General features: G+C 65.4%; 14 protein-coding genes, 4 tRNA genes and 1 pseudogene. 8 read left to right on the top strand and 11 right to left on the bottom strand.

Annotation, left to right across the window (positions count from 1 at the left end; all coding sequences use genetic code 11):
• Window positions 1–9: 9 nt before the first annotated feature.
• The 4 genes from F622_RS0101085 to F622_RS0101070 all read right to left on the bottom strand — a co-directional run bounded on the left by F622_RS0101085 (window position 10) and on the right by F622_RS0101070 (window position 3,018).
• A complete protein-coding gene (locus tag F622_RS0101085) occupies window positions 10–1,416 on the bottom strand; it encodes a heterodisulfide reductase-related iron-sulfur binding cluster (RefSeq protein WP_018938846.1) in 1,407 nt (468 codons plus the stop codon).
• 43 nt (window positions 1,417–1,459) lie between these two features.
• Complete coding sequence (locus F622_RS0101080; protein ID WP_017941141.1) at window positions 1,460–2,134, bottom strand: 4Fe-4S dicluster domain-containing protein; 675 nt, start codon at window positions 2,132–2,134, stop codon at window positions 1,460–1,462.
• Window positions 2,135–2,321: 187 nt separating this feature from the next.
• Entirely contained in the window at window positions 2,322–2,552 is a 231-nt protein-coding gene (locus F622_RS0101075) for a sulfurtransferase TusA family protein (protein WP_018144009.1), read from the bottom strand.
• Between the two features lie 136 nt (window positions 2,553–2,688).
• Entirely contained in the window at window positions 2,689–3,018 is a 330-nt protein-coding gene (locus F622_RS0101070; protein WP_018144010.1) for a rhodanese-like domain-containing protein, read from the bottom strand.
• A 198-nt stretch (window positions 3,019–3,216) separates the two neighbouring features.
• On the opposite strand from F622_RS0101070, the gene F622_RS0101065 reads away from it, so the two are divergent.
• The 3 genes from F622_RS0101065 to soxB all read left to right on the top strand — a co-directional run bounded on the left by F622_RS0101065 (window position 3,217) and on the right by soxB (window position 6,988).
• Entirely contained in the window at window positions 3,217–3,570 is a 354-nt protein-coding gene (locus F622_RS0101065; protein ID WP_018168412.1) for a hypothetical protein, read from the top strand.
• Between the two features lie 55 nt (window positions 3,571–3,625).
• A complete protein-coding gene (locus tag F622_RS0101060; protein WP_019571179.1) occupies window positions 3,626–5,068 on the top strand; it encodes a M48 family metalloprotease in 1,443 nt (480 codons plus the stop codon).
• A gap of 111 nt (window positions 5,069–5,179) precedes the next feature.
• Window positions 5,180–6,988: a thiosulfohydrolase SoxB gene (gene soxB / locus F622_RS0101055; RefSeq protein WP_018938844.1), complete on the top strand. Its 1,809-nt coding sequence runs from the start codon at window positions 5,180–5,182 to the stop codon at window positions 6,986–6,988.
• A 125-nt stretch (window positions 6,989–7,113) separates the two neighbouring features.
• Here the strand turns inward: soxB and F622_RS0101050 are convergent, their stop codons facing one another.
• The 5 genes from F622_RS0101050 to F622_RS0101030 form a co-directional block, all read right to left on the bottom strand.
• Window positions 7,114–7,569 (bottom strand): RT0821/Lpp0805 family surface protein, encoded by a 456-nt coding sequence (locus F622_RS0101050; protein ID WP_038038336.1) that lies wholly within the window; start codon window positions 7,567–7,569, stop codon window positions 7,114–7,116.
• Between the two features lie 193 nt (window positions 7,570–7,762).
• Window positions 7,763–7,838, bottom strand: a tRNA-Lys gene (locus F622_RS0101045).
• A gap of 18 nt (window positions 7,839–7,856) precedes the next feature.
• Window positions 7,857–7,932 (bottom strand) — tRNA-His (locus tag F622_RS0101040).
• A gap of 40 nt (window positions 7,933–7,972) precedes the next feature.
• Window positions 7,973–8,049, bottom strand: a tRNA-Arg gene (locus F622_RS0101035).
• A gap of 67 nt (window positions 8,050–8,116) precedes the next feature.
• Window positions 8,117–8,193 (bottom strand) — tRNA-Pro (locus F622_RS0101030).
• 173 nt (window positions 8,194–8,366) lie between these two features.
• On the opposite strand from F622_RS0101030, the gene F622_RS0101025 reads away from it, so the two are divergent.
• Together F622_RS0101025 and folD are read left to right on the top strand one after the other, a co-directional pair.
• Window positions 8,367–9,242 carry a GGDEF domain-containing protein gene (locus F622_RS0101025; RefSeq protein WP_018938842.1) on the top strand — a complete coding sequence of 292 codons (876 nt, stop codon included), beginning with the start codon at window positions 8,367–8,369 and terminating at the stop codon, window positions 9,240–9,242.
• A 122-nt stretch (window positions 9,243–9,364) separates the two neighbouring features.
• Window positions 9,365–10,228 (top strand): bifunctional methylenetetrahydrofolate dehydrogenase/methenyltetrahydrofolate cyclohydrolase FolD, encoded by an 864-nt coding sequence (gene folD / locus F622_RS0101020; protein WP_018144036.1) that lies wholly within the window; start codon window positions 9,365–9,367, stop codon window positions 10,226–10,228.
• A 50-nt stretch (window positions 10,229–10,278) separates the two neighbouring features.
• On the opposite strand, the gene gltX is transcribed toward folD, so the two are convergent.
• A complete protein-coding gene (gene gltX / locus F622_RS0101015; protein WP_019571178.1) occupies window positions 10,279–11,709 on the bottom strand; it encodes a glutamate--tRNA ligase in 1,431 nt (476 codons plus the stop codon).
• A gap of 199 nt (window positions 11,710–11,908) precedes the next feature.
• Here gltX and F622_RS0101010 point away from each other — a divergent pair, with 199 nt between their 5' ends.
• The 3 genes and pseudogenes from F622_RS0101010 (at window position 11,909) to F622_RS14270 (ending at window position 13,903) form a co-directional block, all read left to right on the top strand.
• Window positions 11,909–12,424 (top strand): peptidylprolyl isomerase, encoded by a 516-nt coding sequence (locus F622_RS0101010; protein WP_026182001.1) that lies wholly within the window; start codon window positions 11,909–11,911, stop codon window positions 12,422–12,424.
• A gap of 7 nt (window positions 12,425–12,431) precedes the next feature.
• A complete protein-coding gene (locus F622_RS0101005) occupies window positions 12,432–13,187 on the top strand; it encodes a UDP-2,3-diacylglucosamine diphosphatase (RefSeq protein WP_019571177.1) in 756 nt (251 codons plus the stop codon).
• 459 nt (window positions 13,188–13,646) lie between these two features.
• Window positions 13,647–13,903, top strand: a pseudogene (locus tag F622_RS14270) (hypothetical protein).
• A gap of 255 nt (window positions 13,904–14,158) precedes the next feature.
• On the opposite strand, the gene F622_RS0100995 reads toward F622_RS14270, so the two are convergent.
• Window positions 14,159–14,992, bottom strand: coding sequence for a ferritin-like domain-containing protein (locus F622_RS0100995; protein ID WP_019571175.1), 834 nt, complete (start codon window positions 14,990–14,992; stop codon window positions 14,159–14,161).
• Between the last annotated feature and the right edge of the window lie 27 nt (window positions 14,993–15,019).

The raw sequence follows: 15,019 nt of genomic DNA, 5'->3' as shown, positions 1-15,019 counted from the left end.
CTTGCTGCATCAGACCTTGCCCCCGTAAGCGAGTTCAGGATTGTAGAGGTATTCGATATTGCCGGCTTCGACTTCCTTCAGGTACTCCTGGAAGGTCTTCTTGGCCTCGGACCAGGACATGCCCATCTTCTCGACCAGGTCCTCGCAGGGCGACGCGTGCCACTGCAGCTGGACGATCTTGAACGGGTCCGCACCGCAGGCCAGGGCCGCGAACTGGACTTCCGCCATGATCGGGATCTGGAAGTTCTGGTTATGTGCCTTGCCGATCCACTGGTTCTTGTCCATGGTCGTGACACAGCCGGTATCGTTGGCCAGCATCACGTCGGCGTTGGCTTCCTCGCGGGCCACGCGGATCTTGCGATCCATCGTGAACGAGCGAGTGAATTCGCGCTCGGAGATGATGTGGCGGAAGCCGAAGCCGCAGCAGTCGTACCAGGTCGAATAGTCAATCACCTGCGCACCCAGAGCCTGGGCGGTGGAGGTAATGATCGCGGTACGGTTGCCGCCCAGCACGGTGGGATCGTACACCGCGTCCTCGTGGACCATCTTGTAGTAATGGCAGGCCACGTGGGCGGTGGTGCGGATGTTGGAGACGTCGATGGTCTGCAGCTCGGAGGCGATACGGTTACGCATCACGTGCACCCACTCGGAGTAGTGGATGATCTCTTCCGGGATGACCAGCTTGCCGTCGACCAGGCGACCCAGCTTGCCGAGGATCTTGGTGACCTTCTCGCGCAGTTCGGCGGACTCGACCAGATACTTGCGGATCTCCTTGTAGTTACCGAAGGAGGTGCCGCAATGGACCAGCGGGTAGAAATGACCCAGCTCGTGGCCGTGCTGCTTGCCGGAGACGTAGGCCTGGTGGAAGTTGCGCAGGAACACCGCAGCGAGCGACTCGACGTTCCCGATACCGGAGCCGTGGTAGTTCCACGCGGTGCAGGAAGTCTGGTCGGTTTCGTCGAGGTAGTCCTTGCCCGGCTCGAAGCCGAACTTGTTCATGAACCACAGCAGCGAGGTCGGGTAGCCAGGAATGTTCCCGCACTGGCCACAGGACTTGTGGTGCCACAGCTGCTTGGTCGGGACCTTCTTGTCCCAGCCGAACAGGGTCTTCACCGACATCGGCTCGTGTTCATCGTTGATGCGATGAATGATGATCTGGCCGTCCTTCTCGAGCTCGTACATGTGCTCGCGGACGTCGTCCATGCGGTCGCCAAGGTCGACGGTGCGGCGGTCGACGTGCTTGCGCACCCAGTCGGTGGCCTTGACTGCGTCTTCCTTCGACAGATCGGTCGACTGGAAGAACGAACCGTGACCGGCGATGCCCTGCCCGTCAGTGTTGTGGGAACCGGGCTTCATGGTGCCGGCGCCAGCGCCTTCACCATTCTGGTTGTGATTGCCTGGGGTCTGTTCACTCATAACGCTTCTCCTGATGTCTTGGATGCGGGAATCGGTGGACGACTTACTCGTCGTCTTCCTCTTCCTGCTCCTCGAGCCAGTCTTCGTAGTCCTCGCGCTTCTCGTCGATGAAGTCTTCGATCACGTCGAAGAGATTCTCGTCCATCAGCTCGAGGGACTTCAGGACTCCGGTCATTTCCCAGATGGTGTACATCTCCACCGAGGTCTTCAGGGACACTTCCCAGGCGGTCTCGACCGTCTGCAGCGTCTTCACCGGAATCGCCTTGCGCAGGATGCGCAGATCACCTTCCACCTTCTGGATGTTGGGGCCCCAGTCAGGGAAGTGATCGGGCTGGATCATATCGGGAGACAGCTGGTTCCCCGTGGTGATCAGCTTGAGCATGACGCGGCCGAACGGACGAAGCACGTCCTTGGCGGACTGCATCTCGTGCTTGATGGCCACTTCGCGCATGATCGCGACCAGGCCACCGGGGGAGTTCTTGAACGGGCAGCGCGCCGCACAGGTCATGCACTGGGCGCAGGCCCAGATCTTTTCCTGCATCGCGTCGTAGATCTGCTCGACGTTCTCGGTCCAGAGCAGCTGCACGATCTCGCGCGGCGAGTAATCGTAGAACTGGGCGGACGGACACGTGGCCGTGCAGATGCCGCAGTTCAGGCAGCCGTTAAGCTCGTGGTCGTAGCGAAAATCTCCACGAATATCGTCGAAGATTTGCTGCATCTCAGCGTATGTCGCCATATCTCACACCTCTTCGCTTTAGGCGATGCAGGTTTCTTGTGAACCTTGCGCAGCCAGCCTAGACCTCGTCCAGGCACCAATCCAGTTACCGCATGGCAACCATCGTTATTCAGGATTCGGGGCGGCAACCCTTGCGAATTGCCGCCCCGAATCAAGCACTTGAAGCGCCTTAGCCCTTCTTGATCAGGAAGTAGAACTTGCCGCCTTCTTCCTTGTGCTCCATCAGCTCGTTGCCGGTCTGCTTGGAAAACGCCTGGAAGTCCTTCACGGCGCCCGGGTCGGTCGCGATGATGTGCAGAACCTGGCCGGCGTCCATCGCGGCCAGCGCCTTCTTGGCGCGCAGGATCGGCAGCGGGCAGTTCAGGCCGGAAGCATCGAGTTCTTGGTCAAAGTTGGCCATCGTTTCTCTCCTTTGAGTGCGTTTTATCAGTCGTGTACTGCGGTTCGGTTGGGCCCCGTGCGCTGCAGCCATTACCGAACGGTAATCAACCGAATTCCCCCTTATAGGCGAATCGGCATCGGAATACAACCGAATTCTAATCCGGGCTTACCACCGGTTTTCCGGTCTGGGCCCACCCGACAATGCCGCCGCGCAGGCTGCTTGCACAGTCCACGCCCTGTTGGGCGAGAAAGGCGCAGGCCTGGGCGGAACGCGCCCCACTCTGACAGTAAATGACCACCGGCGCATCGCTACCGGTGAACTCGTCCTTGCGCAGCGGCAAAGTGGCCAGCGGGACAAGCTCTGCCCCCGGGATAACGCCGCGACCGGTCTCGCCCGGCGAGCGCACATCCAGCAAACGAAAGCTCTTGCCCTCGTTGCGCCACTGCTCCAGTTCGTCCGGGGTGATCTCGGTAAATCCGTACACGCTGCGCTCCGGGTCTTTCACTTGCGGGGGATGCCGTACTCGTCGCGCGAGCTCTGACCGGCGGCCGCTCTACGCAAGGAGTGGGCGCGGAGCATAGCGAAACCGATCGGAAATGCAAACAAGACCAAGCGAGGAGAGGTGGATGGTCGCCCGGGACGAAAAGTTCTGCTATCGTCGCCCACGCTTAAGAAAACGCTGATGCAGAGTCATCAGCTTCATTGCTTCGCGGAGGATATCCCGGTGGACAAGAGCGAATTCCAGGTCGACGGCCACTATGCCGTCACGCTGAAAGACGAGAACGGCAAGCTGCGCCCTGCCAACATCTACGTGCACGACATGCAGGACAACTACATGATCGCGCGGCGCACCTCCGGCGGCGACGTGGGCCTGCTGTTCAAGATGGACTATGACGACGTGATCAAGCTCGTCCGCACCCACAAGGTGCTGGACCGCAAGAAGTTCATGGTGCCTGCGGCGATGCTCAAGCCGAAGCTGTGGGAAACCCGCGACAGCATGCGCACCTATTCGTCGGCCCCGGGGCTTGGCAAGTAACGACCGCCCCCGGCATGCCCACACCAGAGGGCCGGCGCCCGCCGGCCCTCGCGGCATGCCTTCTATTGTCCATTTCCTGCTCGCCGCCCTTCTGGTGGTGGCGAGCCTGGCGGTACCACCCGCCCACTCCAGTGGCGTTTCCCTGCCCGACTTGGGCGAGGCCTCCGGCGGCGTACTGACCCCGGCGGAAGAACGCGAGCTCGGCCGCTCCCTGCTGCGCGAGGTCCGCCGCAGCGCCCCCCTGGTGACCGATCCCGAGATCGTCTTTTATGTCGACTCCCTGGGACGCCAGTTGTTGGCCAACGCACCCAGCGCCGATGGGCCGTTCTACTTCCTGACCATCGACAACAGCCAGGTGAACGCCTTCGCGATGCCCGGGGGCATTATCGGCATCCATGCGGGTCTGATGCTGGAGGTCCGCGACGAGGCCGAACTGGCCGCCGTGGTCGCACACGAAATCGCCCACGTTACCCAACGGCACCTCGCGCGCATGTTCGCGCGCGGGCGCGACGTCAATTTCACCACCGGCCTCGCCATCCTGGCGGGCATCCTTGCCTCGGCGGTGGACCCCACCCTGGGCTCGGCCATCATTACCGGGGGTGTGGCCGGCGGCATCCAGCAACAGATCAATTTCACCCGCGCAAACGAGGCCGAGGCGGATCGTGCCGGGATGCAGATCCTGCAAGGCACCGGCTTCGACCCCAATGCGATGGCCGATTTCTTCGAACGCCTGCAAGAGCTCTCGCGCGGGGTAGGCGACCAGGTGCCGGAGTACCTGCGCACGCACCCGGTCACCCTCGACCGGATCACCGACGCCCGCAACCGCGCAAACCAGATGGCTGCCAGCGACACCCGCAACCGCGGCCCCGAATTCCAGTGGATGCAGGCGCGCATGCAGGCGCTGCAGGATCCACGGCGAACCCTGGAACGCTTCCGCGCAACGGACACCCCCTCGCCCCAGCAGCGCTACGGGGCGGCGGTCGCCTATCTCGAACGTGGAGAACCCGGCCGCGCCCGCGAACAGCTCGAACGCCTCGATGCGGCGGACGCCCCCGGACTGACCCTCGAACTCGCGTTCGCAGCACTGCTGCGCGAGGAAGGCGAACACAGCGCGGCGCTGGAACGGCTGGAAGATCTGGACGCGGTGTATCCCGGCCACCCGGTGATCCGCGAACGCCTGGCCCGGGTCCACCGCGACCTCGGGCAGCCCGACCGCGCCATTCGCATCCTGTCCGACATGATCCGCCGCGAGGCGGCCCCCAATCCGGAGCTCCTGCGCCTGCAGGCGGACATCGCGGACGCGGCCGGGTATATTGCAATCAGCCGCGAGGCCATGGCCGAATACTTCTTTCATCGCGCCCAGTACGAGGAGGCCGTGCGCCAGTTCGAGGCGGGAATGGACGCCTCGGATGCCAGCGAGCGCGACCGTCAACGCATCGAAGACAAGCGCGACACGGCCCGAGAGACCGCACGCGAGGCGCGCGAGGACCGGCGATAGAAACCGCGTACGCGGGGAATGTTCCCGCAGGACCATTCGTCTACCGACAGTCATAAGAACTGCCCGAAAACCCACCACCAATACACCCGGACAAGAGAGGTAGAACTCCTCATGCACATCTCACGCCGAGAATTCATGCAGTTACTGGCCGCCGCCAGCGCCGCCGGTTTCCCCCTGGGCACCGCCGCCTGCAGCAACAACAAGGGCGGCACTGCGGGTGATCCCTACGACACCCTGGATCGCTTCGGCAATGTGCACCTGCTGCACTACACCGACTGCCACGCCCAGCTGAAGCCGGTGTACTTCCGCGAGCCAAACGTCAACCTCGGCGTGGCGGACATGCGTAACCGTCCGCCGCACATCGTAAGCGAGCACTTCCTCAAGCATTACGACATCGAACGCGACAGCATCTACGCCCACGCCTATACCAACCTGAACTTCATGGAAGCGGCCGAACAGTACGGTCGCGTAGGCGGCTTTGCGCATCTGAAGACGCTGATCAACAAGCTACGTGACTCGCGACCGAACGCCCTCCTGCTGGACGGCGGCGACACCTGGGGCGGCGGCTCCGGCTCCGCGCTGTGGACCAACGCGCAGGACATGGTCGATGCACAGAAACTGCTGGGCATCGACGTCATGACCGGTCACTGGGAATTCACCTACGGCGCGGACCGTGTGGAAGAGGTCGTGAACGGCGACTTCGCCGATGCCGGCATCGACTTCGTCGCCCAGAACGTCCGCGACGTGGACTGGGGTGACCGCATCTTCAAGCCCTACGTGATCCGCGAGATGAACGGCGTGAACGTGGCGGTGGTGGGCCAGGCCTTCCCCTACACCCCGATCGCCAACCCGCGCTGGATGGTCGAACAGTGGTCCTTCGGCATCCGTCCGGACGACATGCAGGAGACCGTCAACGACGCGCGTGCCGAAGGCGCCGAGATCGTCGTTGCCCTGTCGCACAACGGCATGGACGTGGACATCAAGATGGCCGGCATGGTCGAGGGTCTGGACGCCATCATGGGCGGCCATACCCATGACGCCGTGCCGCAGCCGATGCCAATCGAGCGCCCCGACGGCGGAACCTGCCTGGTCACCAATGCCGGCTCCAACGCCAAGTTCGTCGGCGTGCTGGACTTCGATTTCCGGGACGGCGCAATCAAGGACTGGGAATACCGCCTGGTGCCGGTGTTCGCCGAGATGCTGCCGGAAGACCCGGCAATGGCGACGTACATCCACAACATGCGCAACAGCGAGGTCACCTGGAAGGGCGAGACCTTCAACATGGAGGAGAAGCTGTCCGAGGAACTGGCGGTCACCGAGGACCTGCTGTTCCGCCGCGGCAACTTCAACGGCACCTTCGACCAGCTGATCTGCGATGGCCTGATTGAATACAACGATGCGCAGATCTCGTTCTCCCCGGGCTTCCGCTGGGGCACCACCGTGCTGCCGGGCATGCCGATCACCTTCGAGCACGTGATGGACCAGACCGGTCTCACCTACCCGGAGATGACCCGCAACGCCTTTACCGGGGCCCAGATCAAGGACATCCTGGAAGACGTGGCCGACAACCTGTACAACGCCGATCCGTTCTACCAGCAGGGTGGCGACATGGTCCGTGTCGGCGGCCTGAAGTACGCCATCGACCCGAGCGCCAGTGCCGGCAACCGGATCTCCGAAATGGAACTGGACGGCAGGAAGCTGGACGCCGACAAGGAATACGTCGTCGCCGGCTGGGCCAGCGTGCAGCAGAGCGTGCCCGGCGGTGTCGGGGTCGACATCTGGGACGGCGTCGCCGACTACCTGCGCAGCCAGGACGGCAATGTGCGCATTAGCGACCTCAACGAACCGAAGGTCAAGGGCATCGGCGAGGACAACCTCGGCTACGTCCCGACCACCGAGGACATGTACCGCAGGTCCTGATCGGTTCGCGCCCCCTTCCGGGGCCAACCCCGGAACGAGAAAGCCCCGCTCATGCGGGGCTTTTTTATGGCCGTCTTCCGGGTGACCCGTCTCGGGACAAGTCGCCCGGGGCACTGGGGCTCTCTCTAAACATCCACCCAGCGCCCGCTGGCATCACGGCAGGCCGTGCCGTTAATCGTTTCGGGGTAGCCGTCCATGGTGGCCTGCACCTGGTACTCGCGGCAGTCCTGCCCCGAGGAGCGGTAGGTCCGGGTCGGTGTGGCGTGGTACTGATGCCCGGTATTCGGGTTGCGCCAGGTCGAGCTCTGGCGATCCGGGACCGTCTCCAGCGTACGCGACACGCGCATCCGGTCCACGTCATCCATGCTCCGCCCCACCGAACCGCCAACCGCCGCACCCGCCAGGGTCCCGGCAATAATCGCCGCAGTACGCCCGCGCCCGCCGCCGATCTGACTGCCGATGACACCGCCGGCCGCACCCCCGATCAGGGCCCCGGTCTGCTGCTTGCTCACCGTCTGGCACCCCGCCAGGAGGGCCACCAAACCCGCCAGCATCAGGATCATTAAAATTCTGCCTGTCATCTTTCCAGCCTCCCGACGGCACAAACCGCACTGATACACGAACACGCAAACAGACTACGCCCGCGCATCTGAACGGAAGGTGAAAGACCTGGAGATATGCCGCCCCATCCTTCGCCACACCGAAAACGGCAAAGGGATCCGCTACACGCCTGCGGCGCTATTTGAGATCAATCGGGAAAAGCGGGAAAGAAAATGGTGGGCCGTGTAGGAATCGAACCTACAACCAATGGATTAAGAGTCCACTGCTCTACCAATTGAGCTAACGGCCCCCGGAACAAAAAAGGGGGTGGGGTGACCGATGGGACTCGAACCCACGACAACCGGAGTCACAATCCGGGACTCTACCAACTGAGCTACGGTCACCACCGTGTCACTGTACAGCTACTTGCGCGAAGGGCGGCCCTGGCGCGCCCGGCAGGACTCGAACCTGCAACCGTCGGCTTAGAAGGCCGATGCTCTATCCGGTTGAGCTACGAGCGCGTTACCGCCGAGCATTGAGGCCATGGCGCCTGATCCGAGCCTGCCGGAAAACCGTGGCCGGGAGCCATGGTCGGGGTAGAGGGATTCGAACCCCCGACATCCTGCTCCCAAAGCAGGCGCGCTACCAGACTGCGCTATACCCCGTCGAGCCGTCCCCGCTAAAGGGCCTACACAGCGAGCGCAGGATGGTAGCCCCGCGAGGGGTTCGCGGTCAACATTCATCAACAGATTCCGCCTGCAATGCCCTCCCCTCGGGCGCGGCCCCGTGCTAACGTCGGCTCGGGACGTTCGCAGGGTCGCGAGCGCGGAGGGGACGGATGCTCGACTGGGTAGCCAACACAGCCATTGTATTGGGGGCAAGCGGCCTCCTGTATGCCCAATGGACACTCGCCCGGCTGCTGCGCGAGCTCCCCGAGAGCCGAGTCCGCACCGGCTGGAAGATGATGTTCTTTCTGGTCCCGGTCTTTATCCTCGGCTATTTCGGCTACATCCCGCTGAACTGGGGGCTCTACGAGGGCCTGCCCGACCTCCTGGTGCCAGCCATCTTCCTCCTCGGGGGCTGTTTCGTCTGCACCGTGGTCGGTCTGACCCATAGCTCGGTGGAGAAGATCCGCCACATTACTCGGCTGGAACACGAATCCATCACCGACCCGCTGACCGGCCTGTTCAACCGCCGGCACATGGATCGCCGGCTGGACGAGGAAGTATCCCGCGCCCGGCGCTACGGCCAGCCATTGTCCGTCGTGATGCTGGATATCGACCAGTTCAAGCCGATCAATGACCGCCTGGGCCACCTGATCGGGGACTACATCCTGACGACCCTGGCCGAACGCATGCAGCAAGTCCTGCGGCGCTCCGACCTTGCCGCGCGCTTCGGCGGGGAGGAGTTCGTCGTCGTCGCCCCGCATACCGACCTCAAGGCAGCCATGGCGCTGGGCGAGAAGCTGCGCGAAGCCATATCCGGCCACCCGATCACCCTGACCGGGCACCAGGCCGCCCCGCCCTGCGCACCGGACACCCTGACGGTCACGGTCAGCGTCGGCATCGCCAGCCTCGACGCGAACCCGAAATCCAGGGACACCGCCGAGACCCTGATTGCCCGTGCCGACGACGCGCTCTATCGCGCCAAACAGGACGGGCGCAACCGCTGCGAGGCCAGCGCGCCCGCAAGCGGCCTCTCGGCGGCCCTGTAGCCAGGCACCTCCGCTGGCCGAGGCATCCGCCTCGCCCCCATGCAGATTCCGCCCGGCAAATCGCTTGAGCCCCCGCGCCCGCCATGGGAAGATCGCGGGCGTTCCCCCGGAGGCGAGACCCCATGACGGCCCAGATCATCGATGGACGCGCGATTGGCCAGACCCACCGCGCAAGAATCGCGACCGAGATCGAATCCATGACCGCCCGCGACCTGCGTCCGCCGGGCCTCGCCGTGGTGCTGGTCGGGACCAACCCGGCCTCCGAGGTCTATGTGCGCAACAAGCGCAAGGCCTGCGAACAGGTGGGTGTGGTCTCGCACTCCTATGACCTGCCCGCGGGCACGCCGCAGACCGATCTGCTGGCGCTGATCGACCAGCTCAATGCCGACCGCACCATCGACGGCATCCTGGTCCAGCTGCCGCTGCCGGATCACATTGACCCCGAGACGGTGATCGAGCGCATCTCCCCGGCCAAGGACGTGGACGGCTTCCACCCGTACAACGTCGGCCGCCTGGTGGCGCGCGTGCCGCGCCTGCGCCCCTGCACCCCCTGGGGCGTCATCCAGCTGCTGCGGCATATCGAGGAACCGTTCAAGGGCCGCACGGCCTGCGTGATCGGCGCCTCCAATATCGTCGGCCGACCCATGGCCCTGGAACTGCTGCTGGCCGGTGCGACCCCGACCATCTGCCATCGCTTCACCCCGGATACCGCCGCCATTGCACGGCACTCCGACATCGTGGTCGCCGCGGTCGGCAAGCCCGGCCTGGTCAAGGGTGACTGGATCAAGCCGGGCGCCACGGTGATCGACATCGGCATCAACCGCCGCGACGACGGCACCCTGACCGGCGACGTGGAGTTCGACGCCGCCGCCGAGAAGGCCGCCTGGATCACGCCCGTGCCGGGCGGGGTCGGCCCGATGACCGTGGCGATGCTGCTGGACAACACCCTGCGCGCCCGCGCCTTCGGGACCCACGAAGCGGCCTGAACGATGGCGCCCGCCGCCCGCCTGCGGGCGGGCGCTTCCTCCTCGCGGATTCAGCCCGCTGCGTGACGACGCGCGGCCTCCAGGCGCAGACGCACGCGCTCGCGCCCCAGATACTCCCAGATACGCGGCAGCTCCGGCCCAAAGGTCTGCCCGGACAACGCCGCCCGCAACGGCATGAACAGCTTGCGCCCCTTGCGTTCGGTGGCCTGCCCCACCGCCTTGGCCAGCGCGGGAAAATCCTCGGCCGCATCCAGCGCCTCCAGCCCCGCGCTAAAGAACTCCGCGCCGGCGGCCGTCAGTTCCTCGCGCGCGGCCGCGCTGTACGGCGCCGGATCGGCGGCGAACGCCGCGACCCACAGGGGCGCCTCATCGGCGCGGGTGATGTTGTCGCGCAGCAGCCGCGCCAACGCCGGGCGCTGCTCGGCGGCCACCGCCTCCAGCACCCCCGCCGCCTCCAGGTAGGCCTGCATCTCGGCATCCGAAAGGCTGCGCAGGGCCTCTGACTGCCAGTGATCCAGCTGCTGCGGATCATGCCGCGCCGCGCTGTGACCAATACGCTCGGGGCTGAATCCGGCCGCCAGCTCCGTGGGCGACAGCAGGGCATCGCTCTCGTAGCGATGCCCAAGACGCGCCAGGTGGTTCAGGATCGCGACCGGCAGATAGCCCTTCGTCCGCAACTCCTCGACGCTCGCGGAACCATTGCGCTTGGACAGCGGCGCCCCGTCCTGCCCCATCACCAGCGGCAGGTGGTGATACGCGGGTGCCGCGAGGCCCAGCGCCTCCAGCAGCAGCATCTGCCGCGGCGTGTTGGCGATATGGTCCTCGCCGCGCACCACGTCGGTCACGCCCATCAGGGCATCATCGATCGCGTTGGAGAAGAAGAAGGCCGGCGTGCCATCGGAGCGGCGAATCACGAAATCACCGATCTCGTCGGTACGGAAGCTGACCGGCCCACGCACCCCGTCCTCGAAGCGGATGGTCCGGCCCAGTGGCACACGAAAACGCAGCGTGGGCTTTTGCCCCTCGGCCTCGCGCCGGCCGACCTCCTCCGCACTCAGATGGGCACAGGTCCCGGGATAGCGCGGCGGCTTGCCCTGGGCACGCATGCGCTTGCGTCCGCGTTCCAGTTCTTCCGGCGAGCAGAAACAGGGATAGGCGAGCCCCTGATCGATCAGCTGGCGGTAATAGCCCGCGTAGAGTTCGCCGCGCTCGGACTGCGCGTAGGGGCCGGCATCGCCTCCGGCACCAAAGCCTTCGTCCCAGTCCAGCCCGAGCCAGCGCAGATCGCGCTGCAGCGCGTCAACGAACTCCGGGCGCGAGCGCTCGGCGTCGGTGTCCTCGATGCGCAGCAGGAAATGCCCTCCGCGCGAACGGGCCCGCAGGGCGCTGAACAGCGCCGTGCGTACATTGCCCAGGTGCAACAGGCCGGTGGGACTGGGGGCGAAGCGGGTTCGGATTATCGAGTTCGTCATCGCGCGCATGGTAGCGGAGCGTCCACCGGCTCACCAGCGCCTCGCCCTCACGCCCACACACACTTCCGGCATGCTGGCAGGCCTTGCCAGTGGCGGGTACCATTGCCGGTCTTATCTTCCGGAGGTCAGTCCAATGCAACGCATCCGCACCCGGCTCGGCGTCGTGCTGGCCACCCTGCTGATCACCCTCTTCACCTCAGGAGCCCTCATGGCCGACACCCATCCGCAGGTCGCAATCGAAACCAACCACGGCCGCATCGTGCTGGAACTCAACGCCGAAGCCGCCCCGGAGACGGTCGCCAACTTCCTCTCCTACGTGGATGATGGCTTCTTCGACGGCACGATCTTTCACCGCGTGATCCCGGGCTTCATGGTCCAGGGCGGCGGCTTCGACAAGGATATGAACCAGAAGTCCGCGGGCGAGCCGATCCGCAACGAAGCGGACAATGGTCTGAAGAACGAGGTCGGTGCGATCTCCATGGCGCGTACCCAGGACCCGCATTCCGCCACCGCCCAGTTCTTCATCAACGTGAACGACAACGACTTCCTGAACCACACGGCCCCGAACGCGCAGGGCTGGGGCTATGCCGTGTTCGGCAAGGTCTCCGAGGGCATGGACGTGGTGCGCAAGATCGAGGCCCTTCCCACCGGCCGCGCCGGCATGCACCAGGACGTACCGCAGGAGCCGGTCGTGATGGAAAGCGTCAAGCGCGTCGAGGACTAACCTCTTCGTGAGTGCCCGCGCGCCGGCCCTGGTCATCTCCGACCTGCATCTGGATCGCGAACCCGGCCCCCTGCTCGAGGCCACGCTCGCCTTCCTCGAAGGGCCGGCGCGCGCGGCATCCTCTCTGTACATCCTCGGCGACCTGTTCGAGTACTGGGTCGGCGACGACGCCGGCTTTCCCGCTGCCGAACGGCTCGCCGCAGGCCTGAAGACCCTGGACATCCCGGTGGCCTTTATCCATGGCAATCGGGATTTTCTCGTGGGCGAGGCCTACGCCGCGCGCGCGGGGATGCAGTTGGCTCCCGACCCCCTGCATGCGGCACTGCCCTGCGGCCCCGCCGTGCTCCTGCACGGTGACTCCCTGTGCACGGACGACACCGAGCACATGGCGTTTCGTCAGCAAGTACGCAGTGGAGAATGGCAACGGGCGTTTCTCGCCCATCCGCTGGAAGAACGCATCCGCCAGGCCGAAGCCATGCGCGCCGCCAGCCGCGACAGCGGCCAGATGAAGGCCGCCGCGATCATGGACGTCAATGCCGAGGCAGTCGCCGACACCTTCCGCGACGCCGACGTCCCGCTGATGATCCACGGCCACACCCATCGCCCGGCGATCCACAAGCTGACCGTCGACGGCCAGCCACGCCAGCGCTGCGTCCTGCCCGCCTGGGACGAACACCCGGGATACCTGGAGATCGACGCGACGGGCCCCGTCCTGCGCCAACTCGACGGCTCGCCCTACCCCGAACACCTCCTCTGCACCTAAGCGAATCCGACACAGCGAGTGTTGTGGGAGCGGGCTTGCCCGCGAACGCCCCCACCAAGCCCTGACAGAAAGCCCGCAGGGTCCCGATGAGCACAGCGAATCGTTTCGACGCATCGATAACCCCGCATATTGAGGCTGGTCCTGGATCGGCATCCGGTGTTTACGTGCCTCCGGTCCGCCGCCTGCCCGGCGCTCTCTCGCGAGCGCACCGCGAGGTACTTCTTTGCTCGTGCAAAGAAGCACCCAAGACACACGCCCGACTGCCGCGACCCCGGCCCGCTGCGCGGGCCGGGGTTTCCCTCGCTCCGAGGCTTTTCGCGGGCGGCGCTGAACTCGCTACGCCTTCGGCTTCGCTCAGACATCCAGCGCCTCTTCTCCCGAGAAAAGCCTCTCCACTCGGCGCGACGACAACGGGGAGGAAGGTCAAGACAACAGCGGTCCCGACCATATTGCTCATGGATGGAGGCTAGGTCTTCGAACATCTCGGGCACGCTCGGCCTTTGGCCATGGCGTGCCGCACCCGCGAAGCGGGTGCCGGGGGGCGTAGGATGTGATGAGCGCAGCGAATCGCATCAGGGTTTCGCACGGCGCGGGGAATGGTGCGTTTCGCTGCGCTCAACGGCACCCTACGGGGTACCGTTTGTTTTGACCTTCTCCCCCGTATGGAGCCCCTCGCGGAGGGCGTGATGGGCCGGGAGAAGGCGCTGGATGTCTGAGCGGAGCCGAAGGCGTAGCGAGTTCAGCGCCGCCGGCCCAGCGCGTCCGGAGCGAGGTTCCCGGGCGAAATCCGGGGGCCCTTCTTTGGGTACTTTCTTGGGCAAGCAAGAAAGTACCTCGCGGCGCGCTCGCGAGAGAGCGCGTGGCAGGCGGCGGACCGAAGGCACCGTAAATACCGGAGGACGAACCAGGGCCAGCCTTAGTGCGCAAGAGAACGCTCGGTATTGATGCGATTCGCTGCGCTCATCGGCATCCTACAGCGAGGTCGGGGCGGCCTGGGCCTCCAGTTGGGCCATCTCGGATTCGGTGAAGCCGGCGGCGCGGCGTGCCGCGTGCGCGAATGGTGGGCGCACGCGGCCGGGCATGTATTCGGCCAGCAGGTCGAGGAACAGCGGCTCGGGATCGAGACCGCGTGCCCGGGCCAGCTCGCGGAACCAGTGCGTACCGATCGCCACGTGCGCGACCTCCTCGCGCTGGATGATCTCCAAAAGACCTACGGTCGCGTGATCGCCCGCCGCGGTCAGGCGCTCGATCATCCCGGGCGTCACGTCCAGCCCGCGCGCCTCCAGCACCCGCGGCACCAACGCCATGCGCACCATCACGTCGTGGCCGGTCGCCAGCGCCGCCTCCCACAAGCCGTTGTGGGCGGGCAGATCGCCATAGTCGGCACCCAGCTCGAGGAGACGCTCCCGCAGCAACCGGAAGTGCCGCGCCTCCTCTGCCGCGACCTGCAGCCAGTCGCTGACGAACGGCGCCGGCATGTCGCGGAAGCGGTACACGGCATCCAGCGCCAGGTTGATCGCATTGAACTCGATATGCGCCACCGCATGCACCAGCGCGACCCGCCCGGCGGTGGTGTGCAGCCCACGCCGCGGCAGCTCCTTCGGATGCACCAGCACGGGCCGCTCAGGCCGCCCCGGCACCTCCATGCGTTGCGGCGCGGGGGCATCCGCGCCCTCCAGCTCATCCGCCCACCAGGCGCGCGCCAGCTCCAGCACACGCTCGCACTTGCGCTCCGGGTCGCGCTCTCGCAGCGCGACCTCGGCCTCACGGTAGACGGCCGGGTGCGGCCGCGGCTTTTCGGTCATGCCGTTCCTTCCCTTGTCATCGCGGCC

The organism is Thioalkalivibrio sp. ALMg3, from assembly GCF_000381225.1.
Classification (GTDB): Bacteria; Pseudomonadota; Gammaproteobacteria; order Ectothiorhodospirales; family Ectothiorhodospiraceae; genus Thioalkalivibrio; species Thioalkalivibrio versutus.
The sequence above is the reverse complement of the archived record's forward strand: the minus strand, read 5'-3'. Positions and strand labels throughout refer to the sequence as shown.

Coding starts and splice junctions, on each gene's coding strand:
- F622_RS0101085 (WP_018938846.1), bottom strand. CDS start 1,416: ATGAGTGAACAGACCCCAGGCAATCACAACCAGAATGGTGAAGGCGCT.
- F622_RS0101080 (WP_017941141.1), bottom strand. CDS start 2,134: ATGCAGCAAATCTTCGACGATATTCGTGGAGATTTTCGCTACGACCAC.
- F622_RS0101075 (WP_018144009.1), bottom strand. CDS start 2,552: ATGGCCAACTTTGACCAAGAACTCGATGCTTCCGGCCTGAACTGCCCG.
- F622_RS0101065 (WP_018168412.1), top strand. CDS start 3,217: ATGCAGAGTCATCAGCTTCATTGCTTCGCGGAGGATATCCCGGTGGAC.
- F622_RS0101060 (WP_019571179.1), top strand. CDS start 3,626: ATGCCTTCTATTGTCCATTTCCTGCTCGCCGCCCTTCTGGTGGTGGCG.
- soxB (WP_018938844.1), top strand. CDS start 5,180: ATGCACATCTCACGCCGAGAATTCATGCAGTTACTGGCCGCCGCCAGC.
- F622_RS0101050 (WP_038038336.1), bottom strand. CDS start 7,569: ATGACAGGCAGAATTTTAATGATCCTGATGCTGGCGGGTTTGGTGGCC.
- F622_RS0101025 (WP_018938842.1), top strand. CDS start 8,367: ATGCTCGACTGGGTAGCCAACACAGCCATTGTATTGGGGGCAAGCGGC.
- folD (WP_018144036.1), top strand. CDS start 9,365: ATGACGGCCCAGATCATCGATGGACGCGCGATTGGCCAGACCCACCGC.
- gltX (WP_019571178.1), bottom strand. CDS start 11,709: ATGCGCGCGATGACGAACTCGATAATCCGAACCCGCTTCGCCCCCAGT.
- F622_RS0101010 (WP_026182001.1), top strand. CDS start 11,909: ATGGCCGACACCCATCCGCAGGTCGCAATCGAAACCAACCACGGCCGC.
- F622_RS0100995 (WP_019571175.1), bottom strand. CDS start 14,992: ATGACCGAAAAGCCGCGGCCGCACCCGGCCGTCTACCGTGAGGCCGAG.